A 24,899-nucleotide genomic window follows, 5' to 3' on the forward strand; every position below is an offset into this window, starting at 1 on the left:
GGAAGCTAAGCCCCTCTGCGCCGATGGTACTGCACGGGAGACTGTGTGGGAGAGTAGGTCGCCGCCGGACAACCATTGAAAAGAAAGAGCCATCCCTTCGGGGATGGCTCTTTCTTTTTGCCCAGACGCACTTGACGTGCGGATCCCGGTAGACGGGGTCCGCACACGTTGTGAGGGCCCGCGCACGTCCGACCCGCGTCCGACCCGGGAGATACTGGGGGCGCGTACCGGCTTCCCGCACCGGCGGAGCTGAGCCGGACAAGTTTGGAGAACTGAGACTTCGTGCTTCTGACGACCCCGTCCCCCCGCCCGCTGCGTATGGTGGCGACCGATCTCGACGGAACGATCATTCCGCACGGTCGAACCATCTCGGACCGCACTCGTGCGGCGCTCGAGGCCTGTGAAGAGGCCGGCGTCCAGGTGGTCTACGTCACGGGTCGGCCGCCGCGCTGGCTCGCACCCGTCGTGGCGGCGACCTCCGCGTCGCGCTTCGCGATCTGCGCGAACGGGTCGATCACGCTCGACCTCCAGACCGATGCGATCTTCTCGTTGCACGCGATCTCGAACGATGTCGTGCTCGAGGTCGCCCACCGGCTCCGATCCGCCGTCCCGGACGTCGTGTTCGCCGTCGAGACAGCGCACGGGCTGCGGGTCGAGGCCGGCTACGAGGCTGCGCGCGGCCAGGGGCCGGCGGAGGGGCTGGCCCCACCGCGGGGCGGGCCGCACGATCTGTGGTCGGCGGGGACGCTCGAGGAGCTGCTCGACGACGAGCCGCTCATCAAGATGGTGGCCATCAGCGCCGGGTCGACCCCGGACGGCCTGCTCGCGGCCGGGCGCACGCACGTGACCGATCTGGTCGCACCCACGCACTCGAGCCCGGGCCTCGCCCTGCTCGAGATGGGTCCGCTCGGGGTGACGAAGGCGTCCAGCCTCGGGGCGCTCGCTCGGGCATGGGGGATCGACGCGGCCGACGTGGTGTCCTTCGGGGACATGCCGAACGACATCGAGATGCTGCGCTGGGCCGGGACGAGCTACGCGATGTCGGGCGGGCACGCCGACGCGATCGCCGCAGCGGGCAACCTCGCGCCGCCTGCCGGCGAGGACGGCGTCGCGCAGGTGCTCGAACGGATGCTCCGGGGCGACTGACATGCGCGCGTCTGCCGACTACGTTGGCGATGGCGCGTACCGGATTCGGTGGCTGCGGGCCCGGTGCCCGACAGGTGATCGGGAGCACCGGCCGCCGCGGCGGAAGGGTGTGGGGTGGCAACGGAGACAGGGCACTCGTCCCGCGCGACGGCGGGGGCTGCCCATCCGGAGGTGAGCCGGTGGTTCCTCACCGCTGCCGAGCGCGGAAACGATCGGACCACGCTGGACCGTCGGCACGGCGACGGGACGGCCTGGTCGACGGGGAACGTGGTCGAGCCGCTGGTGCACGGTGCGGTCTACTTCGCCGAGCTGCTGCTCGCGGTGCAGGCCATGGGGTCGGGCGACCTCCTCCTGATCACGGTGTGGCGCGGTGATCGTGACCAGCTCTTGGCCGGACCCGGCACGGAGGTGGGCGCGGTCCTGGCCGCCGCCGCGCGCCGGGGCGTCGACGTGCGCGCACTGGTGTGGCGCTCGCACTCGGACAGGTTCCAGTTCAGCGCCGCGGGGAACCGTCAGCTGTGCGAGCAGATCGAGGCCGCGGGTGGGCAGGCCCTGCTCGACATGCGGGTGCGCCGGCTCGGCTCGCACCACCAGAAGCTGGTCGTGCTTCGGCACCCGGGCCACCCCGAACGTGATGTCGCGTTCATCGGCGGGATCGACGTGTGTCACGGTCGGCGCGACGACCGCCGGCACGAGGGCGACCCGCAGAGTCAGCAGATGGCCACGGCCTACGGCGGTCGTCCACCCTGGCATGACGTCCAGCTGGCGGTGCGCGGACCGGCCGTCGGCGACGCCGAGACCGTGTTCCGGGAGCGCCGGGACGACCCCGCCGCGCTGAGCCGCAACCCGGTGCACGTCCTGACGGCGCGACTGCGCGGTGAGCGGCAGCGGGGCACGTCCCTTCCGGCGCAGCTTCCCGATCCGCCGGCCCGTGGTCCCCATGCCGTGCAGCTGCTCCGGACGTACCCGGCCCGCCGCCCGGGGTACCCGTTCGCGCCGTCCGGGGAGATGAGCATCGCCCGGGGATACCGCAAGGCGCTCGGGCAGGCACGCTCGTTCGTGTATGTCGAGGACCAGTACCTGTGGTCGGCGAACGTGGCGAGGGCGTTCGCCGAGGCGTTGCGGCGGGAGCCCTCGCTGCACCTGGTCGTCCTGATCCCGCGCGCCCCGGAGCAGGCGGGTCGGGTCGCGGCGCCGCCGAGCCTGCGCGGTCGGGAGCCGGCGATGCGGGTGCTGCTGGCTGCCGGCGGCGACCGGGTCTCGATCTACTGCCTCGAGAACGAGGCGGGCACCCCGATCTACGTGCACGCGAAGATCTGCGTCATCGATGACATCTGGTCGTGCGTCGGCTCGGACAACGCGAACCGCCGCTCGTGGACGCACGACAGCGAGCTCAGCTGCGCGGTGCTCGACACCGTGCCCGGCGGGGGCGCCGTCGCGTCGGCGGCGCGCGAGCTACGGCTCGAGCTCGTCCGCGAGCACCTGGGGCGCCCCGCCGATGACGACGGCCGTGACCTGGCAGATCCGGGGCGCACGTTCCGCGCCCTCGCCCGGTCGGCTGCCGAGCTGGATGCCTGGTACGCGGGTGGCCGCCGTGGACCGCGCCCGCCGGGGCAGCTCCGCCGCTACACGCAGGAGCCCCTCTCGCGGTGGACACGCCTGTGGGCCACGCCGCTATACCGAGTACTTTATGACCCCGACGGGCGTAGCTTGCGGATGCGGCGTTCCCGCACCTTCTGATGGCCACGGCGGTGGTGGCCGCCTTTTCGTCACCCGTACGGGTGAACGTCACCTCAGCGCGGCAGAACCGGTGCCGATAGGGATCGCAGGGAAACCTGTGTGGTGCGCCGTCTGGCCCGTCACCTGGAGGATCCCTCACGACGATCAGAACGGGAGGGGTGTGGACGGCGCCGCGGCACTGCCTGCTCACGACGCGACCTCCCGGGTCGGTCGACTGGAGACGATCTTCGAGCTGGCCCCGGTCGGCATCGGCATCGTCGACCTCGAGGGCCGCACCACCATGACGAACGATCTGCTGCGTCGTTCGCTGGGCTTCACCGCGGACGAGTTCGCCGCCATGACCTTCACGGAGTTCACGCACCCCGACGACGCCGCGGCCAACCTCGAGCTGTTCGAGCAGATGGTCGACGGCGAGCTCGATCAGTTCTCGATGGACAAGCGGTTCATCGGCAAGGACGGGCAGATGGTCTGGGCCGAGCTGACGGTGTCGCTGGTCCGGAACCGCGCAGGGGCTCCCGACTACGCGATCGGCATGACCCAGGACATCACGGCCCGCAAGCGGCTCGAGCGCGAGCTGCGCACCGCCGAGGAGGGCTACCGCCTCCTGGTCGAACGGGTGCCTGCGGTCGTCTACGCCGCCGAGCCGGGGGCGGCCGGCCGGTGGGACTATGTCAGCCCGCAGATCGCGGGGATGTTGGGCTTCACCGCGGACGAGTGGCTGGCCGAGCCGGACCTGTGGAACCGACAGCTCGACCCGCGCGACCGCGCGGCGGTGCTCGACCATGAGCGCCGGGTGATCCGGTCCGGTTCGACGAACGAGAGCACGGACACCTACCGCCTGCGGCACCGCAACGGCACGACCGTGTGGGTACGGGACGACGCCATGCTGCTGTGGGACGCCGAGGGCCGTGCGGTCTTCCATGGCGTGCTCGTCGACGTCACGCGCGAGAAGCAGCTCGAGGAGCGGCTGGCGCACGAGGTCCTGCACGACTCGCTCACCGGGTTGCCGAACCGCAAGCTCTTTCGCGACCGGGTAGGACATGCCCTGACGGCCGCGGCGCGCTCAGGCGAGGCGGTGGCCGTGCTCTTCATCGACCTCGACGGCTTCAAGACGATCAACGACACGTTCGGCCACGCGGCCGGCGACGAGGTGATCGTGGCGGCGGCCCGTCGCCTGCAGACCTGCGCCCGGGCGGGTGACACCGCCGCGCGCCTCGGCGGCGACGAGTTCGCCGTGCTGGTCGAGAACCTGACCCCCGCGCAGGCGATGGCGCTGGGCGACCGCATCCTGGCCGTCCTGCGCGACACCCCGGTGGAGTTCGGTGGCCGAACCGCGACGGTCGGAGCGAGCATCGGGATCGCCGTGGCGGGAGCCGGGGAGACGACGGAGACCCTGCTGCGCAACGCGGACCTCGCCATGTATCAGGCCAAGGCGGAGGGACGCGGCCGTCTGGCGCTGTACACCCCCGGCATGCACGACGAGGTCGTCAACCGGTTCCGGCTCGAGTCGTCGCTGCATGCGGTGGCGGTCGCGACCGCTGCGATCTCGCTCGACTACCAGCCGATCGCGGACCTGGGTTCGGGCGTCGTCGTCGGGATCGAGGCGACGGTCCGCTGGTCCGACCCCGCGTTCGGTGAGCTGCCCCGCAATGAGCTCATCGCGGCGGCGGAGCACTCGGGTGTCCTGGCCGGAGTGGGCTCGGAGATGTTCCGACGGGCCTGCACGGCATTCGTCGCGTGGCGGTCCGCGGTCGGTCAGGACGCCTACCTCAGCTTCGCCGTCTCACCGCAGCAGGTCGAGCACGCCCTGTTCGCCACGGCGGTGCGGGGGATCATCGACGACCACGGGCTCGAGCCGGCCGGGCTCGTGATCGGGGTGGCTGACGGACTCGAGCTCGCCGAGGGCGGCCTGGGCGCTCTGGACGACCTGCGAGCGATGGGCGTCCGGATCGCGATCGAGGGCTTCGGCACCGCCCGGTCGTCCCTCGACTGCCTGCGCCGGCTCCCGGCCGACATGGTGAAGATCGACGGGTCGTTCCTGGAGCAGGGCGCGTCCCACGACCCGGCGCTGCTGCGCGCGATCGTCCAGCTGGTGCGCAGCCTCGACCTCGTGGCCATCGGCGACGGCGTCGAGACCCTCGACCAGCTGGCCGAGCTCCGGGCGGCGTCCTGCGACCTCGGCCGGGGACCACTGTTCGGGGTCGGCGCGATCGAGCTGATCCCCGCGACCATCCCGGTCCTTCGAACGACGGGCGCCACCGGACGCACCTGAGACCCGGTTACCGTCGTGCGTCCCGATCTGGAACGATCAGGGCAGGGGGGCGACGGTCGGTGACGGCAAGGAGCACAGCATGTCCGAGAGCGTGGACCGGGTGGTCGACGCCGCAATCGCGTCCGCCAGCGTCGATCTCGAGGCGCCCGCCGGTGCGCGGGTGCGGTTCGAACCTGACGCCCTCGAGTCGGTGCGGGCGCTGGGTGGCGACGAGCCCACCCGGGCCCGGGTGCTGGCGGTCCTGCGGCAACGGCTGAGCACGGCGATCCTGTCGATGGAGCCCGTCGACGCCGAACCGGACTGGCACGACGCCCAGGCAGCCCAGGGTCTGCTCAGCTGGGTCGAGGGCGCGTCGGACGGCTCAGGACGCGGTTGAGCATCCGTTTCGTCTTTCTTGTCCTGTGGTAAACAAGTCGTCATGACCTCTTCTCCTGCTGCCGGGCTCGTGTCATCTCCCGAACGGCTCTTCCGGTCGCCCGCAGGGGTCTGGGCCCAGTTCACCGAGAGCGCGACCCTGCGCCGGCTCGATGCCGGTGACCACAGCGTCCTGATGTACCCGTCCGACGACGTGGAGGCGGGACCCGCCAACATCTACCTGCGGCTGCACCTTCCCGGCGGCGTCGTCGAGGTCACCCCGCTGCTCGGCCCCGCGAGCCCGGGCGCCGTGACCTGGACGCGCACGGGGCCGGAGGTGAGCGGGACCTGGCGCGGTATCAGCTTCCTGGTCCGGTTCGCGCTGGCAGAGTCCGACACGGCCTGGTTCTGGCACGTCGAGGTGACCAACGAGACCGACGGGCCCACCACCGTGGACGTGGTCCACACCCAGGACGTGGCGCTGGCGCCGTACGGAGCCCTGCGGGTCAACGAGTTCTACGTGGCGCAGTACCTCGACCTGACCCCTGTCCTGACCCGCGCGGCGGGGACCGCGCTCGCCGTCCGCCAGAACATGCCGGCCGCGCAGGTGCCGTGGATGGTGCTCGGGGGCCTTCGCGACGTGGTGGCGTGGGGCACCGATGCCCTCCAGGTGGTCGGTCGGGCCGGGCTCACCGGGATCGTGCCCGTCGGCCTGCAGGCCGAGACGCTGCCGAGCGCCCGGCTGCAGCACGAGCACACCCTGGCGATGCTGCAGGACCGCCCGGAGCGGCTGGCTTCGGGCGGGTCGCTGACCACAGGGTTCTACGGCCTCTATCGCGCCGACCACCCGGCGGCCACCTCCGCTGCCGACGGTGCCGTGGCCGACGCTGCGCTCCGCCTGCCCGAGGCCGCGGCGCCGACGGGCCTCGCGCGACCCGGCGCCCGCGAGATCGTCGGGTCGCTGTTCTCCACCGCCCCGGTCCTCGAGACGCTCCCGCTGGACCAGAGCGCGCTCACCGCGTTGGCCGGTCCGGGGGTGCACCACGCCGAGCTCGACGGCGGTGCGGTGCTCGCCTATTTCACCGACGACGGCACGCACGTGGTCACCGCAGCCAAGGAGCGCGCGGTGCTGCGCCCCCACGGGCACGTCCTGCGCACGGGTGACGTGCTCGTGCCGGACGAGTCGAGCCTGACCTCCACGGCGTGGATGGCTGGCGTGTTCCACTCCCAGCTCACCCAGGGGCACGTCAGCCGGGACTCCCTGCTCTCCACCCGGCGGGGCTACCTCGGTCTGCGTCGCGCGTACGGCCTGCGGGTGTTCGTCGCGTCCGCCGGCGCCCCGGGCAGCTGGTCACTGCTCGACGTCCCGAGCGCCTGGGCGCTCACCCCCGACTCGTGCCGCTGGTGGTACCGGCACGACGGCGGCCTGCTCGAGGTCGTCTCGCGGGCCGCGGCGCCCTCGCACGAGGTGCAGCTGACGCTGCGCGTCGTGGCGGGTGGGCCGGTTCGCGCCCTCGTGTGCGCGCACGTCGCGTTCGGGGGCGACGACGGCGCAGACCCGATCCCCGTGATCGTGGACCAGGACTCGCGGGGGGGTGACCGTGCGCGCCCCCGCGGGCTCGGCGATCACGGCCCGGTCGCCCGGCGCGTCGTTCCGGATCGCCTGGGCCGACGGGGCGATCGAGGCCGTCGGCCGCGACGAGGCGCTGTTCGCCGACAGCACGTCGCGGGACATGCCCTGGCTGACCCTCGCGACGCCCTCCACCCGGCGGCTTGACCTGGCGATCACGGCCGACGTCGTCCCGGCCGGCCGCCTCGCAGCGCAAGGCCTGGGCACCGGGCCGTGGCCGGACTTCTGGACCGGCATCTCCGACGCGATCACGCTGCACGCGCCGGTCGGCACGCGGTGGGAGGCGGAGTTGGACCGCCTGAACGCCGTCCTGCCCTGGTTCTCCCACGACGCGCTGGTCCACTACCTCGCCCCGCGCGGGCTCGAGCAGTACACCGGCGGGGCCTGGGGCACGCGTGACGTGTGCCAGGGACCGGTCGGGCTGCTGCTCGCCCTGAGCGAGATGGCGCCGCTGCGCGCGCTCATCCTGCGGGTGCTGCGGGCCCAGAACGCGCGTGGGGACTGGCCGCAGTGGTTCGAGTTCCTCGACCTGGACGACGCGCGCGGTCAGTCGAGCGCGCACGGAGACGTCGTCTACTGGCCGTTGCTGGCCGTCGGGGAGTACCTCGCCGCCACCGGTGACCGGACCCTGCTCGACGAGTCGGTCGCCTTCGTCGGCGACGACGGTCCGACCGAGGCGACGTCCGTCCTCGACCACCTCTCTCGGGCGCTCGCGCACATCGCCGCGAGCACCGTGCCCGGCAGCCCGCTGCCCGCCTACGGCCACGGCGACTGGAACGACTCGCTGCAGCCCGCCGATCCGGAGCTCGCGGCGCGGCTCTGCTCGACCTGGACGGTCACGCAGCAGGTGTTCTCGTTGCGCACCCTCGCCGGCGCGCTGCGCGGACTGGACGCGGACGCAACGCGCGGTGCGGCCGAGTGGGACGGGTCCGCCACGCAGGCCGCCGCCGCCATCTGGGCCGGCGCCGCCGAGGACCAGGCGGACCGCAGCGCGACCGCCCTGGCGCAGGTCCTGGTGAAGGACGGCCTGCTGTGCGGGTACGGGCTGTTCCACGACGACGGGACGGTCGAGCATCTCGTGCACCCGAGCGACGAGCGCACCGGACTGCGCTACAGCGTGCTGCCGATGATCAACGCGATCACGGGCGACCTGCTCAGCCCGGAGGCGGCCCGCACCCACCTCGAGGCCCTCGAGCAGCACCTGCTCGGCCCCGACGGCGCCCGGCTCTTCGACGCGCCGGCGCGCTACCAGGGCGGCCCGATGGAGGTCTTCCAGCGCGCGGAGGCCAGCACCTTCTTCGGCCGGGAGATCGGCATCATGTACACCCACGCCCACCTGCGGTACGCCGAGGCGCTCGCCCGGCACGGGGATGCCGACAAGCTCCTGCCGGCGCTGCTGCTGGCCAACCCCGTCGGCCTCGCCGGCCGGGTCCCGACGGCAGCGCCGCGCCAGTCGACCTGCTACTACTCGTCGTCGGACGCGGCTTTCACCGACCGGTACGACGCCGCCGAGCACTACGACCGGATCGGTACCGGCGAGGTGGCCCTCGAGGGTGGCTGGCGGGTCTACTCCTCCGGTCCGGGGCTGTTCCTGCGGCTCGTGGTCGAGACCCTGCTCGGGATCCGCCGGCGCGGCGACGTGCTGGAGATCGACCCGGTGCTCCCGGCGGCGCTGGACGGCCTGACGGCAACCGTGCCGCTCGACGGCCTGGCGCTGCGCCTGGCCTACACCGTGGGGCCGCGGGGTTGCGGCCCGGTCTCCGTGCTCCTGGACGGCGCGGCGCTGCCCACGACGTCGCTGGTCAATCCCTACCGTCAGCCCGGGGTGGGCGTCGACCTCGAGCTGGTCCGCCGAGCGGTGCGGGCCGGGGGAGGTCTGCTGCAGATCGTCACCGCCTGACCGCGCGGAATGAAAGTCCTCGCGGCACGCTTCAAGCGGGGAAGTCCGCAATCGAGGGAGACACCGTGGGAACTCAGGGCGCGCTCGAGGCTGTGCGGGGGGCGACCTCGTTGCTCGAGGCCATCAGGCGGGCCGACGAGCTCACCCTCGCAGCGAGCCGCGACGGGGGACCCCGCGCCGTCCTCGTCCTCGCGGCGGCCGCGGCCGACCCCAGCGACCAGCTCACGGCGATCGCTGCCGTCCACGCGCTGGCCCAGGTGTTCGACCAGTCGGCGGACGAGGTGCTCGTCGGGCTCCTCGCGCAGGACGTGCCCTTCCTGCGCGAGCACACCGCCTGGGCGCTCGGGACGCGGCTGCCGCGCCTGGACGCCGTCGCGGGCCTGGTCGCCATGGTCGTCGACGGCGGCTTCCCCGGCATGCTCGCCCAGCGCACCCTCGAGCAGTGGGGAGGTTCGGCTCCCGATCACGTGGCGCTCGCGCTCGAGGGCGCGCTGCTCGGGATCGACGACCCACCGGCCAGGGCCCGGCTGGTCGAGACCGCCGGTCTGGTGCCCGGCCGGATCCCCGAGCGCATCCTGCGGCGCGCTGCGCTCAGGGCAGGCGAGGCCACGGTCGTCCGGGCGGCCGGCATCGCGGGGCTGGGCGACCGCACCGCGACCGACGCGGTGCTCGCCGTCCTGTCGGACCTGGCCCAGGGGGCCGATGAGCTCGCCGACCTGGCCCGGTTGGCGCTGGTCGACCTGACCGTTCCGGAGGCGTCCCGGGCACCGTGGAACCAGGGCATGACGATCGCCCAGCTCTTCCTGCACGCGGACCTCGACCGCGATCTCGCCCAGGTGGGCGCGGGAGACAACGGCGGCATCGCGACGCTGCTCGTGCGCCTGGGCGACGCCCTGGTGGCCGGCGATGTGTCGAGCTCCCGCCAGGTCGAGCGCGTCGTGACGATCTCCCGGGGCCGGCCCGCCCAGGCGCTGTCCTGCCTGGCCGAGATCGGCTCCACCGTGCCGGGACACTCCTTCGCGGCCGTGCCGTTCCTCGGGGAACCGGTCGCCTCCGTCGATGCCTGGCCGCAGCGGGTCGCCGCGCAACGCGGAATCCGTCGCGTGCTCCGCGCGGCCGGGCCCGTCGACGCGATCCACCTGCGGATGGCCGACGTCGGTTCCCTCGCCGCCGCGACGGTCGCGCGCGAGCGGGACCTGCCGATCCTGTTCACCGTCGCGCCCGACCCGCACGCGGCCATCGAGACCCTGGCGGCAGCCGGGACGCTGACCCGCGCGAACTTCGGCAGCGTGGACGAGACCGAGCACTTCTGGTTCCGGGTCCGCCTCGTGCAACGGCTCACCGCGGACGCTGCCCATCTCGTGCTCTTCCCGCGCCCGAACCTGGCGCCGGACCTGCGTCGGCTCGTCGGTCTCGACCTCGACGCGCACCCCGAGCGGTACTCGGTGATCGCCGAGGGCATCGACCTCGGGGTCATCGACCGCTCCCTGGCCGACGCGCGCGGTGCGATCGGGACCGCGCCGCACCTCGGCTCGACCGGACAGGCGGCCTTGGGTGCGCTCGATGCGCTGCTCAGCGACCTGCCGCCCGCGCGTCGCGGGCTCCCGCTCGCGGTCACGGTGGGACGGCTGCACCAGGTCAAGGGGATGGCCACCCTGGTCGAGGTGTGGGCGCAGGACCCGGCGCTGCGAGAGCGGTGCAACCTGCTCGTCGTCGGCGGTGACCTCACCCGGCCGTCCGTCGCCGAGCAGGGGCAGCTGACCCGCATCGCCTCCGCCGTGCCGGACGGTCCGCGGCAGGGGCTGCTGCTGGCCGGGCACCGGGCGAACGGGACGGTGGCGCGCTGGCTCGCGGCGGCTCGGTACGGCCGACCCGGCCTGGCGGCGCCGCACGGCGTCTACGTGTGCGCGAGCGTCAAGGAGGAGTTCGGCATCGCCCTGCTCGAGGCGATGGCGACCGGGCTCACGGTCGTGGCGCCGTCGTCCGGCGGTCCGGCGACCTACGTCGAGGACGGGGTGACGGGCCTCCTGGTGGAGACCCGTGACCCGCGCGCGCTCGCCGGGGCGATCGCCGCTGCGCTCGACCTGGCCTCCGGTCCGCACCGCGACGAGGGCGTCGAACGGGCCCGGGACATGGTCCGGGCGAAGTTCACGATCCAGGCCATGGCCACGAGGCTGTCCGACGCCTACCGCCGCGTCGCGGCGCCCGCCGGGTCGGCGTCCTGGGCGATGATCGGCTCATGACGCTGCTGATCATCAGCCCCGACTACGCCTCCCACCTGTTCCCGCTCGCGACCCTCGGTTCTGCCTGGCTGGCCGCGGGGGAGCGGGTGGTGGTCGCCAGCGGGCCGGCGACGGCCGACATCGTCGAGGCGTTCGGGTTCGAGCGCGAGCACCTCCAGCTGGGCCGGGGGTCGAACCCGGGCGTGATCCGGGCCGAGCAGCAGCCGAAGGGCGAGGACGACGCCCTGCGCGGCTTCTTCGCCGCCACCCGCGAGGGCATGGTCGCCACGCTGCGCTTCCAGGCGCAGGCCCGCAACGCAGATCTGCTGTGGAACCCCGTCGACACGGCCCGGGACGTGCAGCGCCTCGTGGCCCGGGTGCAGCCCGACGAGGTGATCGTCGACCACCTCGCCTTCAGCGCACGCCTGGCCCTGAAGAGCGCGGGGATACGCCACGCCGACGTCGTGCTCGGGCATCCGACCGCGCTCAGCGTCGGCGACGAGGTCTACGGGTATCCCGCGCGATGGCCGGCGTGCTTCGATCCGCACACTGCCGACCTGGCCGCGCTGCACCGGCTGTGCGGGCAGGTCCGGGACACCTTCACCGAGCAGTGGAACGGGGCCCTCGTGCTGCTCGACCCCGGCGCGGCCGCGAGCGAGGATGCGTTCACGGAGACCGGAGACGTGCTCCTGCTCAACTACCCGGTCGAGCTCCACGACCCCGACCGGGGGCGACTGCTCCCGCCGCACGCGTTCCTCGGCTCCGCGGTCCGTGCCGAGGTCGTCGACGACGACGTCGAGCGCTGGCTCGCCGGGAGCGATGTCCCGGTCGTGTACGTCAGCTTCGGCAGCTTCCTGTCCGTGCGGTCGGACGTGCTCGCGCGGGTGGTCGAGGCCCTGCGCGGGCTGGACGTGCGGGTCGCGATCGCGACCGGCTCGACGAGCCCGGTCGAGCTCGGCCCCGTTCCGGCGACCTGGCTCGTGCGTGAGTTCTTGCCGCAGGTGCGGTTGTTGGACGGCGCCGCGCTCGCCGTCTCGCACGGTGGCAACAACTCGGTGACGGAGGCGATGACCGCCGGTGTCCCCTTGCTCCTGCTGCCGTTCTCGACGGACCAGTTCGCCGGCGCCGCGGCCGTGGAGGACGCCGGTTTCGGGCTGGTGCTGGACCCGAACGTGGCAGGCGCGGGCGAGCTGCGCGCGGCGGCGAGCCGGCTCCTCGCCCTCGATCGGGAGGCACGCGACCGGCTCGACCGGCTCAGCGGGTCGCTCGCCGGCGGCGCCGGGTCCCGGCGGGCGTTCGCGGCCCTGACGGGTGCCGCCGCGCGGCCCTGACTGGTCCCGTCTACGACCGGTCGACGTCGAGGCCGGTGCCGAGGTCTGCGCACTCGATCTCGACGGCCTGGCGGGCCGCGAGGTAGGCGCGGGCGCCGCTGTCACCGGTGAGCCCGTCCAGCAGGGGGGCCCAGTGCCGACGTCCGAGCACGACCGGGTGGCCCGGCTGGCCGTGGAAGACCGCGCGTCGGAGGGTGCCGTCGTCGACCGGGGTCGTACCCGGACCGTTGGCGTGTGCGCCCGTGAGCCGCGCCACGAGCTCCGCGCTCAGGTCCGGCACATCGACGGGGACGACGACGACGGCGGTGGGCTCCGGCACCAGCGCCGCGACCGCGCCCAGGCCGGCACGCAGCGAGGCGGCCAGGCCCGCGGCCCAGTCTTCGGCGTGCACCACCAGCACCTCGGCCGACCGGTCCAGCAGCGCCTCGGCCTCGTCGGCGCCCGCGCCGAGCACCACGACGACCGGCGCGCACCCGCCCTGGCGGAGCGCGTGCACCGCACGCGAGAGCCACGGCGTGCCGTCGGCGTCCCGCGCCAGCGCCTTCGGGCCGCCGTAGCGGGACCCGCGGCCGGCTGCGAGGACCAGGCCGACGACCGACGGGTAGCGGATGGACGCGCGTGGGCTCGTGATGGTCGCCATCGTAGGCGCGAGCGGCGTCGATGCGGTGGCGAGAGCCTGTGCCAGGCTGCGGACATGACGTCAACCCGCGCACCCGCGCCGGGCCGATCCCGCCGGTGCCGTGCCCGTGCCGTGGTGCCGCCCGTCGGAGCCGTCCGTGCTTGAGATCGCGGGTCCGCTGCTCGACGCGCTCGACTCGGGGCACCGCGTGGCCGTCGCGACCGTCACGAGGGTGCTCGGCAGCGCGCCGCGCACCCTCGGCACAGCGATGGCGGTCACCGAGGCGGGGACGGTGGTGGGGAGCATCTCGGGTGGCTGCGTCGAGGGCGAGGTGTACGCGTTGTCCGGCGAGGTCCTCGCGGACGGACGATGCGTGCTCACGGAGTTCGGTGTCACGGACGACGACGCGTTCGCCGCGGGCCTGAGCTGCGGCGGCAGCCTCGAGGTGTTCGTCAGCGAGCTGGCCCCGGCCGGTGAGCGGAACGCGCTGAGCGCCGGGGTGCGGTCCGAGCTCGAAGCGGCGCGGCGCGGCGAGCCGGCCGGCCTGGCGATCGTCGTCGACGGGCCCGGGACCGGGATGATCCTGCCCGCGGGGGCGGGTGCCGCTGCGGACCACGACGTGGCACTCGACGACGCCACCGCGCGGCGGATCACCGCCGAGCTGCGGGCGCTCCTCGCCGCGGGCGCCACCGCCACCGGTGAGCTGGCGTGCGGCGCCCGTGAGGTCCGGGTGCTCTACGTGGTCGCGGCGCCGCCGCCCAGGCTCCTCATCTTCGGCGCGGTCGACTTCGCCGCGGCGCTGTGCGACGCCGCCACCCTCCTGGGGTACCGCGTGACCGTGTGCGATGCCCGCGCCGTGTTCGCCACACCCGAGCGGTTCCCTTCCGCGCACGACGTGGTCGTGCAGTGGCCGGCCGACTACCTCGCGGCCACGCCGGTGGACTCGCGCACGGTCGTCTGCGTCCTCACCCACGACGAGAAGTTCGATCTGCCGCTGCTCACCGTGGCGCTCCGGCTCGGAGTCGGCTACGTCGGGGCGATGGGATCGCGACGCACGCACGAGCGGCGCGTCGGGCGGCTCACGGATGCGGGGGTCGGTCCCGACGAGCTGGCCCGGTTGCACTCGCCGATCGGGTTGGACCTTGGCGCGAGCACCCCCGCCGAGACGGCCGTGTCGATCCTGGCCGAGGTGCTCGCGGCCCGCACCGGCGCGTCCGGTGCGCCGCTGGCCCGCACCGATGGTCCGATCCACCCGACCCGCGGCTGACCGGGCCGATCGATCCTGGTCGGGTTCAGAGCTGCAGCAGCCGCCAGATCCGGTCGCGCGACATCGGCAGCTCGAACGGTCGGACCCCGATCGCGTCCCGAACCGCGTTCGCGAGCGCCGGCGCGACCGGGTTGTAGGTGGACTCGCTCATCGACTTGGCGCCGTACGGGCCGAGGGAGTCGGTCGTGCTCGCGAAGTAGATCTCCGTGACCGGGACGTCGGCCAGCTGGGGCACGTGGTAGCTGCGCAGCACCCGGGTGGTGACGGTGCCGGCGCCGTCGAGCACGATCTCCTCGTACAGCGAGGTCCCGATCGCCTGCGCCACCCCGCCCTCGATCTGTCCGCGGCACTGCTCGGGGTTCATCACGACGCCGGCGTCGGCGGCCTGGATCGACTGCAGGATGCGCACCTCGCCGGTCTGCGTGTCCACCGCCACCCGGAACGCGTGCACGTTGAAGGCGAGCGACCGCACGGCGCCATCCTCCGCGCCCTTGGCCTCGAGCCCGGTCGCGCCGGCGAGCTCGGTCAGCGGCAGGAAGACCGACCCGGACCGCAGCCCGGTCGGCTCCGGTGTCCAGGACTCGGCCGGCAGCCCCGTCCGGGCGGCGGCGGTGAGCTGCAGCTGCTCGATGAGGGCGGTGGCGGCCGCGAGCACGGCCTTGCCTGCGACCGTGATCCCGGCCGACCCGTACGCGCCGGTGTCGTAGTCGGCGACGTCCGTGTCCGACTGCCGGATGTGGACCCGGTCCGCCGTGGTGTTCAGCGCGGTCGCCGCGATCTGAGCGTGCACGGTGGTCGTCCCGTTGCCGAACTCGACCGTCCCGATCCCCAGCGTGTAGGTGCCGGCGGGGTCCAGCCGGATCGAGGCCTGGGAGAAGTGCCCGCGCGGGGGCATCGTGGCGATCATGGCCGACGCCATCCCGGCGCCGACCCGCCACTGCGGTCCGGCCGGCGCTTCGACGCCGTTGCCGCGCGTGAGGGCGGCCTCGGCCAGGTCCAGGCACTGGTCCAGGCCGTAGCTGCCGATGATCAGGTCGGCGCCCTCGACCTCGGTCACCACGAGCGGGTCCGTCGGGCCGATCGAGTTGAGCCGCCGCAGGTCGAACGGGCTGATGCCGAGCCTGCGCGCGAGCTCGTCGAGGGCGGACTCGATCCCGAAGATCACCTGGCCGAGGCCGTACCCCCGGAACGCCCCCGACGGCGGGTTGTTCGTGTAGACGCACCGCGCGTCGACCCGCTTGTGGGGGACGGCGTACAGGCTGACCGACTCCGAGCAGCCGTGGTACATCACCCCGGGCCCGTGGTTCCCGTACGCCCCGGTGTCGGACAGGACCTCGAGCCCGAGCGCGGTGAGCCGCCCGTCCTGCGTCGCGCCGAGCGTGACGGTGACCTCGAACGGGTGCCGCACCGGCGAGATCGTCATCTCGTCGGTGCGGGTGAACTCGTACTGCACCGGCCGGCCGGTCGTCAGGACCGCCAGGGTGACGATGTCCTCGGTCAGGATCTCCTGCTTGCCACCGAAGCCGCCACCGACCCGGGCCGCGAACACGCGCACCTTGGCCGGTTCGAGGGCGAAGATCCGACAGATCTCCTTGTGCACCAGGAACGGCACCTGCGTGGCCGTGCGCAGCACGAGCCGACCGTCCTCGATCCAGCCGATGGTCGCGTGCGTCTCGAGCTGGACGTGCGCCACCCGCTGCGTCTGCCACGTGCCGGTGACGACGGTCGTGGCCTCGGCCAGGCCCGCGGCGAGGTCGCCGTGCTCGCCGTGCATCTCGGCGACCAGGTTGCGGCGGGGGTCGGCGAGCCGGGACGTGGCCGCGTCCTTGTCCCCGTGCACCAGCGCGGCGCCGGGGGCGAGGGCCGCCCGCGGGTCGAACACCGCCGGGAGCTCGTCGTAGTCGACCGCGATCAGGGCGCACGCCTGTTCGGCGATGGCCACCGTGTCGGCGACCACCGCCGCGACCCGCTGCCCGCGGAACCGCACGACGTCGTCGAGCACGAGCGAGTCGTCGGGGTCATCCAGGCGGCTCTCGTGGCGCGCCGAGGAGTAGAGCGTCGCGGGGGAGTCCACGTGGGTGAGGACCGCGTGCACCCCGGGAAGGGCGGCGGCGGCACGGGTGTCGATCCGGGTGATGCGGGCATGCGCGTGCGGGCTGGCGAGCACGGCCAGGTGAAGCAGTCCGGGCACCGCGATGTCCAGCGTGTACGGCTCCTGGCCGCTGACGATCCGGGTGCTCGCGGGCGCGGGATGGGACGTGCCCACCCGGCCGCAGGCGCGGGCGGCGGCGGCGCGCGAGGTGGCCGGGTCGGGTTCGCGGGGCTCGCCGACCCGACGGTGGGTGCCGCGCACGGCGTCCTCGATCGCGCGATAGCCGGTGCACCGGCACAGGTTGCCGCTGAGCATGCGCGGCAGCGCGTCGAGCTCGTCGGCGTCCAGCGTGGAGGCGGTGACGATCATGCCGGGGGTGCAGAACCCGCACTGGAAGCCCGCCGCGTCGACGAAGCGCTGCTGGAGCGGGGAGAGGTCGCCGTCGCGGCCGAGACCGGCGACGGTCGTGACCGCCGCGCCCTCCGCCCGGCCGGCCGGGTAGAGGCACGAGTGCACCGGGACGCCGTCGAGCAGGACCGAGCAGGCTCCGCAGTCGCCCGTGTCGCAGCCCTTCTTCACCTCGAAGTGCGCGCGATCGCGCAGGAACGTGCGTAGCGACTGTCCTGGTGCGGCGACCGCGTCGACGGTCTCGCCGTTGATCGAGAGCTTCATGCCACCGACCTGTCCTCGAGCTCGGTGCGGATCTCCTCGCCGAGCACCGCGCTCACGGCGCGTCGCCAGTCGGCCGCACCGTGCGGGTCGGTGAACCAGGAGCCGATGGCGTCGAGGTCCGCGCGCAGCTCGGCGGCGGTGGGTAGCGACGGGTAGCGCAGCAGCTCGGGCCGCACGGTCGCCCCGGTCACGGCGAGCAGGAAGCCACCGTCCGGGTCGAGCCGGCCCACCAGGACGGCGCCCGACCGGCCCAGCGGGGACAGGGCGATCTTGCGGTACGCGGTCCGGGCGCGCAGCGCGGCGAGGGGGAGGTGGATCGATCGCAGGACGTCCCCGGGTTCGAGCACGTTCGTCATGTTCCCGGTCACGAACTCGCTCGCCGGCAGGACCTCGTCCTGGCCGTCGCGACGCCAGACCAGGAGCTCGGCGTCGAGCGCGACCGCCAGTGCGGTCATCGGTCCCGCGGGCAGCGAGGTGCAGAGGTTGCCGCCGACGGTCGCGACGTTCCAGATCTTGAAGGAGCCGAACAGGGCGCCGCAGCACTCGAGAAACAGGGGCTGGGCGGTCCATCCGGGCACCGCGGGCAGCCGGGACAGCGCGGCGAGGGTGCAGGTCGCGGCGATCTCGAGGCCGTCGTCGGAGATCACCAGGGCGGGCCACCCCAGGCTGAGCAGGTCGACGAGCCCCACGAGCTCGGGCCGCGGAGAGGCGAACAGCTCGGAGCCGCCGGCCAGCGGGGCGACGCCCGGGCCGAGCAGGCGCAGGTCGTCGCGGCTTCGCGCCGGGGTGATCGACGCCACGGTGTTCAGGTCCATCAGCTCGTCCTCTCGCACCCGGTGGCCGCTCGGCGAACCATCAGGCCCGGCGCCGACGGGCCTGATGGTCCGACCCTAACGCGCCACGTCGGGCCCGCTTCCGCGGACCCGACGTGGACTCTGTCACCGTGCTTGGTGCCCGACGGTGAGCGGTGACCCGCGCTCCGCCGTCGTGGGTGCGACCGGCTCCACGGCCGGGGTGGGCGGGCCGAACGGGTCGTCGGCGAACGGGTTCGCGGCCTTGGACGAGGTGAAGACCGACAGGTCGAGAAGACCTTCGCGCTTCGCCACGATGGTCGGGATCACGGTCTGGCCCGCGACGTTGACCGCCGTGCGCCCCATGTCGAGGATCGGGTCGATCGCGAGCAGCAGCCCGACCCCCTCGAGCGGGAGGCCGAGGGTGGACAGCGTCAGGGTGAGCATGACCAGCGCGCCGGTGAGCCCGGCCGTGGCCGCCGAACCGACGACCGACACGAACGCGATGAGCACGTAGTCCCAGATCGACAGGTCGATGCCGAAGACCTGGGCGATGAAGATGGCGGACAGGGCGGGGTAGACCGCGGCGCAGCCGTCCATCTTGGTGGTCGCACCGAAGGGCACCGCGAACGCCGCGTACTCCTTGGGGACCCCGAGGTTCGCCACGGTGACGCGCTCGGTCACGGGCAGGGTGCCGAGCGAAGAACGCGAGACGAACGCGAGCTGGATCGCCGGCCAGGCGCCCGCGAACCAGCGCACCGGCGACAGACCGTTCAGCTTCAGGATCAGCGGGTACAGCCCGAAGAGCACCAGCGCGAGCCCGAGGTACACCGCGACCGCGAAGATCCCGAGCGGGCCGAGCAGCTCCCAGCCGTAGCTCGCGACCGCGTTGCCGAGCAGGCCGACGGTGCCGAGCGGCGCGAGCCGGATCAACCACCACAGCACCGTCTGGATGATGGCGAGGACCGACCGGTTCACGGAGAGGAACGGTTCGGCGGCCGCGCCGACCTTGAGCGCCGCGAAGCCCAGCACGAGCGCGATCACGACGAGCTGCAGGGCGTTGAAGGACAACCCGGTGCTGGCGGCCGCGACGACGCCGTCGGCCCCCGGCTCCAGGTGCGTGGTCGCACTCAGACCGAGGAAGTTGGCCGGCAGCAGACCGGTGAGGAAGTCGAGCCAGGAGCCGGTGCGGTCGGGGACCGCGCCGTCCTGCGGGGTGAGGCTGGTGCTGAGCCCGGGCCGCAGGACCAGGCCGAGGGTGATCCCGATCAGGACGGATGCCAGGGCCGTGATCGCGAACCAGAGCAACGTCTGCCCGGCCAGCCGGGCGGCGTTGGTGACGTTGCGCAGGTTCGCGACCGAGGCGATGATCGCGGTGAGGATGAGCGGCGGGACCAGCGCCCGGAGCAGCAGGACGAACGAGCTGCCGATGGTGGACAGCGTCACGGTGAGGCCGTTGTCGGCGCCGTCACCGGCCGGTCCGATCGAGCGGGCGAGGACGCCCAGGGCGACGCCCAGGACGAGGGCGACAAGGATCTGGATGCCGAACGAGGGCAGCCGAAGGCGGCGAACAGCCATGAGGGGGAGAGCCTTCCGGAGGGGTCAGGTCGTGCGGGGCGCGACAGCGCCACCGACTTCGCGTCAGCGAAGATTCGTCGGGTGCTCGACGTTGCGACAGGACCCGCTCGCCTGACGTCGAAGATCGACGTGGAGGCGGGAGGAGAGGTTCCAGGGATTGCGCATGAGGTGAGTCATCCTACGACTTGCCTCACGCCGGCGTGACGCCGGGCTCGTCCACCGGGCTGAACCAGGAGCGGACCAGGGCTTCTGCTGCCGCCAAGATCGCGAGCTGCTCGACCCGGTCGACCCGGTCGAGCAGCATCGCGCTCGTCGACATTGCGGCGATCGTCCGGGCGCGCTGGTCCACCACGCCGGCCCCGACGCGGGGGTCGCCCGCGATGGTCAGGGCCTGCCGGAGCGCCGCGGTGAACTCGTCCCAGTACGCGGCGACGAACTCCCGGGCGGCTTCGTCCTGGCCCGCGAGACCGGCGGCGCAGCCCACGAGCAGGCAGCCACGGCGCGCCGCGTCGTCGGGGAGGGACTCGATGGCGACCCGGACGGACGAGAGGTACCGCAGCACCGCGTCGGCGCCCGCTGGCTCGGTGCGCAGAACGCGAAGGCGGGGCCGGATGACCGTGTCGAGGTAGTCGTCGAGCGCGACGTCGAAGAGCCCGCGCTTGCTCCCGAAGCAGTGGTAGAGGCTCGACCGGTGCAGCCCGGTCGCACTCTCGAGCTGCGCGATCGAGGTCCCCTCGAAGCCCCGCACCCAGAAGAGGTCCCGGGCGCTGCGCACCACCGTGGTCCGGTCGAAGAGCGGGGTCCTGCCCATGATGACCTCCGTGCTCGACGGTTGCGGGGACGAGGGTTCCCTGCACTGCTCGGGGCCTCTCGGCCACGGAACCTATAGTAGAACGATCAGTACACAATCTAGCGAGAGGCTCGCGCTCATGGCGTTGCCCAGTGTCAGCACGCAGATCCAGCTCGTCGCGCGGCCCCAGGGCTGGCCGGTCGACGGCGACTTCCGGATGACCACGGTCGAGCTCGCCGAACCGGGACCCGGCCAGGTTCGGGTGGTGAACGAGTACATCTCCGTCGACCCGTACATGCGTGGGCGGATGAACGACGTGAAGTCCTACGTCCCACCCTTCGCCCTGGGCGAGACCATGACCGGGGGAGCGGTCGGCCGCGTCGTGGCGTCCACGGTGGACGCGCTCAAGGTCGGCGACGTCGTCGTGCACCAGCTCGGCTGGCGCGACGTCGCGCAGGGCGACGCGGCGCAGTTCCGGGTCGTGCCCGAGGTCGCCGGCGTGCCGGTCTCCGCCAACCTCGGGGTGCTCGGCATGACGGCGCTCACCGCGTACGTCGGCCTGCTCGAGGTGGCCCAGATGGTCCCGGGCGACACCGTCTTCGTCTCCGGCGCTGCCGGTGCCGTGGGCTCCATGGTCGGGCAGATCGCGCGGCTCAAGGGCGCGGCGCGGGTCATCGGCTCGGCCGGGTCCGACGCGAAGGTTGCACTCCTGACCGGCCGGTACGGGTTCGACACCGCCTTCAACTACAAGAGCGGCCCGGTGACCGACCAGCTCGCGGCCGCAGCCCCGGACGGCATCGACGTCTACTTCGACAACGTCGGCGGTGACCACCTCGAGGCCGCGATCGCCACCCTGAACGACGGCGGCCGTGCGGCGCTGTGCGGTGCGATCGCGCAGTACAACAGCACGGACGCTCCGGTCGGCCCGCGGAACATGGCCAACATCGTCGGTCGGGGACTGATGCTCAAGGGCTTCATCGTGGGCACGTACCTGCAGCACTACCCGGCGTTCGCCGCGGAGATGGCCGGCTGGCTCGCTGCGGGCGAGGTCGTGTTCGACGAGACGGTTGTCGACGGGATCGAGCACGCCGTCGATGCCTTCGGGTCGTTGATGCGCGGCGCCAACACCGGCAAGATGCTCGTCCAGATCGCACGCCCGTCCTGACCACCGGTGATAACGGAACCATGCGCTCCGGCCGCGCATGGCGGTGCCGGGCCCAGCGCGCACCAAGAACGCCCTGACCAGAGGGGTGGGCTTCCGTTATCACCGATGGTCTGAGGTCTTCAGATCCTGGAACCCGGTCATCCCCGTGGTAGACCACGGGGATGACCGACCAGACTGCAGCGTCGCGCGCGCGAGGGCAGATGCCGAGCGCTCAGGGCCTGGTCGAGGTCTACCTGGGTCAGCTCGAGGGCGCGGAGTCGACCGTGCGGCAGCGCCGGTGGGCGCTGCGCGACCTGCTGGCGTTCGTCGCCGAACAGGGGGAGCCCGCACACCTGACCGGCCGGATGCTGCTCGACCCGGAGCTGCTGACCGCGTGGGTCACCCGGGCCGCCAACGATCCGGATGCCCCGGCGTCGCAGGCGGGGCTGCGCGCCCGCGCAGGTGCCGCCCGAGCACTGGATGGCTTCGCGCGCGCCCAGAACCTGCTCGGACCTGATGTCCACGCGCCCGCTCCGCTCACCCTGGCGGCGCCACCAGGGCCCGCCAAGACCGATCGGTCCGCGGCCAGGCACCTGCTCACGGTCGCCGCGGGCGCCGCGCCCTGGCCCGTGCACCCGGGAGTGTGGGCCCGGTTCGCGGCGCATGCGCATCTCGCGGCCGTCACCGGCTCCGGCGAGGGTGCCCTCGCGGCGCTGACGGTGCACGACCTCACGGCCACCGGATCGCTCCCGGGCGTCGAGCTGGACGATCGCGCCCGGCTGACCGTCGCCCGGTGGGTCGGGGTGCGGACCGCCCTCGTCGCGGACCTGCAGGGCAGCGACCCCGGGGCGCTGTGGCTCCGCGTGCATCCCTCGACCAACCCGCGCACCGGGAAGATCGCGCCCGCCGGTCTCGCGATCACCGCCCGCGGGCTGCGGATGGCGTTCACCCACATGGTGGCGGCCGCCGCGGCCGTCGACGACCGGGTCGCCACGGTCCGGCCGCGTGACCTGCGTGCGCTGGGCCGGGAGCCCGTCTGAGCGGCCAGGCGCTACGGGTCGAACGCCGCTCGGTACGCCTTGACGGCGTTGTTCACCGTCGGGAAGAAGTGCTCCGGCCCGAACCGGGCGCCGACGCCGAACTTGACCAGGCGGTCCTTGATCGGGCCCTTCATCTCGGCGAAGACCATGGAGATCTCCCGGCGTTCGAGGAGCTCGTCGAGCTCGACGAGATCGTCGAGGGCGGTCGTGTCGAGCCCGGTGATCGGCTCGGCCGCAACGATCACCCAGCGCACCGGCTGGGGAGCGCGGGCGACGAGATCACGGATGTGCGATTCGAAGACCCCTCCGTTGGCGAAGAAGAGCGGGGCATCGAACCGGACGATCACCAGGCCGGGGATCCGCTCGCCGTCGGCGTGCCGGCTGACGTCGTGGTAGCCGGGCACCCCCTCGAGATTGACGAGCTCGGTGCGATACGGGTTCCACGCCTGCCGCACGAACACCATCAGCGACAGCCCGACGGCAACCAGGATTCCCTCGAGCACCCCGACGAAGGCGACGCCGAGGAAGGCCGCCACGAGCAGCGCGGTCTCGGTACGACTGATCCGCGCCAGGCGTACGAGCGTGCGCACGTCCACCATCGACGCCGCCGCGACGATGACCACGGCCGCGAGGGTGCTCGTCGGCAGGAACCGCGGGAGCCCGGGAACCACGACCATGAACACGATCAGCAGCCCGGCCGCCACGACCCCTACCAGCTGCGTCCGGGCCCCGGCCTGGACCGCCACCGGCGTGCGCGACGTGCTGCCCGAGACCGGGAACCCGCCGAACAGGCCGCTGGCGGCATTGGCGATCCCCAGCGCCCCCATCTCCTGGCTCCCGTCGACCTGGTAGTGGTGCCGCATCGACAACGTGCGGGACAGCACCCCGGTGTCGGCGAACGCGATCACCGCGATCCCCGCGGCCGGGCCGAGGAGGTGGACGACGTCGTCCAGGTCGAGCCCGGTCAATGCCGGTGCCGGCAGGCCCTGGGGCAGCGCCCCCACGACCGGGATCTGGGTGTCCAGCCCGAGGACGGCGGTCACGACCATCGAACCGACGACGGCCACGAGGACTCCGGGGACCTTCGTGTGCGCGATCCGGGTCACGACGATGGCGGCCAAGGAGGCGAGGCCGATCGCGAGCGCCAGCCCGTTGGCCTCACCCGCGGCCAGGGCCTGTGCTGTCTGCCCGAGGTGGACCCACACGGAACCGCCCGGCACGGAGACGCCGAGCAGCTTGGGCAGCTGGCTCGCGATGACCACGAGCGCGATCCCGTTGAGGTAACCCACCCGGATGGGCTTCGACAGCAGACCGGTGACGAAGCCGAGCCCGAACACTCGCCCGGTCAGCAGGATCAGGCCCACGAGGATGGCGAGCAGTCCCGCCAGCGCGACGCTCTGCGCGGGGTCCCCGAGCGACAACGGGAGCACCGCCGCGGCGATCATCGGCGCCAGCGACGAGTCCGGTCCGAGCACGAGGACGCGGGACGGGCCGAAGAGCGCGTAGGCGAGCAGCGGCACGATGGACGCATACAGCCCCGTCACCGGTGGCAGCCCGGCGACCTCCGCGTACGCCATTCCCGCCGGGATCATCAAGGCGCTCAACGTCGCACCGGCGACCAGATCGGGCCGCAGCCAGGAGCGCTCATAGGTCCGGGCGGTCGCCACCCCGGGCAGGGCACGGTCGATCCGGCGGCGCTCCATCGTGAAAGGTTAGGCCGAGAGGCCTGGTCACCGCCGGAATTCCCCCGGTGGGCGCATCGTCTCACCGGGTCGACCCACCGGCCCCGGGCTAGCCTGAGATCGAACCGAGGGCGCCGCGTTCGCCTCGCCCCGGCCGGTGAGAGGGGGCAGTGATGCGCGCCACCTCGCGTGTCATCCTGGTCGGGCTGGGCCTGCTCGTCGCGGGCACGGCGGTCTTCATGATGACCCGGGGCGACGACGATCCCCTCGACGGGTCCAGCTGGGTGCTGACCGACTGGTCGGAAGACGGGATCGACCCCGCCGAGTTCGCGATCACGGCCGAGTTCGCCGATGGCCGGCTGGCTGGCAGCTCGGGGGTCAACCGGTACACGGGCGGCTACACCGCGACGTCGGCCGGTGAGTTCTCGGTGAGCGAGGTCGCCTCGACCATGATGGCCGGCCCAGAACCGGCCATGGCTGCGGAGGCGGCGTATCTCGAGCTGCTGGCGTCGGCGCGCGGGTTCCGGATCGAGGGCGACCGCCTGGCCCTGCTCGACGCCGAGGACCAAGAGATGCTGACGTTCGCCACCGGTCCTGACGCCACCGCCACGTGATGACGAAGCCGCACC

The 24,899-nt window shown here is 73.0% G+C and carries 18 protein-coding genes and 1 rRNA gene; 13 read left to right on the forward strand and 6 right to left on the reverse strand.

All coding sequences use genetic code 11. From position 1 onward, the window contains the following. From rrf to EUA98_RS15305, 9 genes are all read left to right on the forward strand, one after another. Positions 1-70, forward strand: a 5S ribosomal RNA gene (gene rrf / locus EUA98_RS20660); the annotation flags it as partial. A 212-nt stretch (positions 71-282) separates the two neighbouring features. Further along, positions 283-1,146 carry an HAD family hydrolase gene (locus tag EUA98_RS15275; protein ID WP_130103557.1) on the forward strand — a complete coding sequence of 288 codons (864 nt, stop codon included), beginning with the start codon at positions 283-285 and terminating at the stop codon, positions 1,144-1,146. Between the two features lie 114 nt (positions 1,147-1,260). After that, the gene (locus EUA98_RS15280; RefSeq protein ID WP_242511575.1) at positions 1,261-2,886 is read left to right on the forward strand and encodes a phospholipase D family protein; all 1,626 of its coding nucleotides are present in this window, start codon (positions 1,261-1,263) and stop codon (positions 2,884-2,886) included. Positions 2,887-3,046: 160 nt separating this feature from the next. Next, positions 3,047-5,158: a putative bifunctional diguanylate cyclase/phosphodiesterase gene (locus tag EUA98_RS15285; protein WP_165372852.1), complete on the forward strand. Its 2,112-nt coding sequence runs from the start codon at positions 3,047-3,049 to the stop codon at positions 5,156-5,158. A 79-nt stretch (positions 5,159-5,237) separates the two neighbouring features. Continuing rightward, positions 5,238-5,534: a hypothetical protein gene (locus tag EUA98_RS15290; RefSeq protein ID WP_130103559.1), complete on the forward strand. Its 297-nt coding sequence runs from the start codon at positions 5,238-5,240 to the stop codon at positions 5,532-5,534. Positions 5,535-5,576: 42 nt separating this feature from the next. Continuing rightward, positions 5,577-7,289, forward strand: coding sequence for a hypothetical protein (locus tag EUA98_RS20300; RefSeq protein ID WP_242511576.1), 1,713 nt, complete (start codon positions 5,577-5,579; stop codon positions 7,287-7,289). Next, a complete protein-coding gene (locus EUA98_RS15295; RefSeq protein ID WP_242511579.1) occupies positions 7,246-9,042 on the forward strand; it encodes a GH36-type glycosyl hydrolase domain-containing protein in 1,797 nt (598 codons plus the stop codon). Before EUA98_RS20300 ends, EUA98_RS15295 begins: the two co-directional genes overlap by 44 nt. A 65-nt stretch (positions 9,043-9,107) precedes the next feature. Next, entirely contained in the window at positions 9,108-11,285 is a 2,178-nt protein-coding gene (locus tag EUA98_RS15300) for a glycosyltransferase (protein WP_130103561.1), read from the forward strand. Then, positions 11,282-12,595: a glycosyltransferase gene (locus EUA98_RS15305; protein WP_130103562.1), complete on the forward strand. Its 1,314-nt coding sequence runs from the start codon at positions 11,282-11,284 to the stop codon at positions 12,593-12,595. Before EUA98_RS15300 ends, EUA98_RS15305 begins: the two co-directional genes overlap by 4 nt. A 10-nt stretch (positions 12,596-12,605) precedes the next feature. Here EUA98_RS15305 and EUA98_RS15310 read toward each other — a convergent pair whose 3' ends face one another. Then, positions 12,606-13,235 (reverse strand): nucleotidyltransferase family protein, encoded by a 630-nt coding sequence (locus tag EUA98_RS15310; protein WP_130103563.1) that lies wholly within the window; start codon positions 13,233-13,235, stop codon positions 12,606-12,608. A gap of 136 nt (positions 13,236-13,371) precedes the next feature. Here EUA98_RS15310 and EUA98_RS15315 point away from each other — a divergent pair, with 136 nt between their 5' ends. Beyond that, complete coding sequence (locus tag EUA98_RS15315) at positions 13,372-14,481, forward strand: XdhC family protein (protein WP_130103564.1); 1,110 nt, start codon at positions 13,372-13,374, stop codon at positions 14,479-14,481. Between the two features lie 25 nt (positions 14,482-14,506). Here EUA98_RS15315 and EUA98_RS15320 read toward each other — a convergent pair whose 3' ends face one another. The 4 genes from EUA98_RS15320 to EUA98_RS15335 all read right to left on the reverse strand — a co-directional run bounded on the left by EUA98_RS15320 (position 14,507) and on the right by EUA98_RS15335 (position 20,425). Further along, on the reverse strand, positions 14,507-17,245 hold the full coding sequence (locus EUA98_RS15320) for a molybdopterin-dependent oxidoreductase (RefSeq protein ID WP_130103565.1): 2,739 nt from the start codon (positions 17,243-17,245) through the stop codon (positions 14,507-14,509). After that, positions 17,242-18,060, reverse strand: a complete 819-nt coding sequence (locus tag EUA98_RS15325; RefSeq protein ID WP_130103566.1) for an FAD binding domain-containing protein — start codon at positions 18,058-18,060, stop codon at positions 17,242-17,244. Before EUA98_RS15325 ends, EUA98_RS15320 begins: the two co-directional genes overlap by 4 nt. A gap of 123 nt (positions 18,061-18,183) precedes the next feature. After that, entirely contained in the window at positions 18,184-19,614 is a 1,431-nt protein-coding gene (locus EUA98_RS15330; RefSeq protein WP_130103567.1) for a dicarboxylate/amino acid:cation symporter, read from the reverse strand. 190 nt (positions 19,615-19,804) lie between these two features. Next, a complete protein-coding gene (locus tag EUA98_RS15335; protein ID WP_130103568.1) occupies positions 19,805-20,425 on the reverse strand; it encodes a TetR/AcrR family transcriptional regulator in 621 nt (206 codons plus the stop codon). Positions 20,426-20,543: 118 nt separating this feature from the next. Here EUA98_RS15335 and EUA98_RS15340 point away from each other — a divergent pair, with 118 nt between their 5' ends. Together EUA98_RS15340 and EUA98_RS15345 are read left to right on the forward strand one after the other, a co-directional pair. After that, a complete protein-coding gene (locus tag EUA98_RS15340) occupies positions 20,544-21,569 on the forward strand; it encodes an NADP-dependent oxidoreductase (RefSeq protein ID WP_130103569.1) in 1,026 nt (341 codons plus the stop codon). A 161-nt stretch (positions 21,570-21,730) separates the two neighbouring features. After that, on the forward strand, positions 21,731-22,588 hold the full coding sequence (locus EUA98_RS15345) for a hypothetical protein (protein WP_130103570.1): 858 nt from the start codon (positions 21,731-21,733) through the stop codon (positions 22,586-22,588). Positions 22,589-22,599: 11 nt separating this feature from the next. Here the strand turns inward: EUA98_RS15345 and EUA98_RS15350 are convergent, their stop codons facing one another. Further along, entirely contained in the window at positions 22,600-24,291 is a 1,692-nt protein-coding gene (locus tag EUA98_RS15350) for a SulP family inorganic anion transporter (protein WP_130103571.1), read from the reverse strand. Between the two features lie 152 nt (positions 24,292-24,443). Between EUA98_RS15350 and EUA98_RS15355 the strand changes: the two genes are divergently transcribed. Further along, positions 24,444-24,884 carry an META domain-containing protein gene (locus EUA98_RS15355; protein ID WP_130103572.1) on the forward strand — a complete coding sequence of 147 codons (441 nt, stop codon included), beginning with the start codon at positions 24,444-24,446 and terminating at the stop codon, positions 24,882-24,884. The last annotated feature ends 15 nt before the right edge of the window (positions 24,885-24,899 follow it).

Source organism: Pengzhenrongella frigida (assembly GCF_004168625.1).
Classification (GTDB): Bacteria; Actinomycetota; Actinomycetes; order Actinomycetales; family Cellulomonadaceae; genus Pengzhenrongella; species Pengzhenrongella frigida.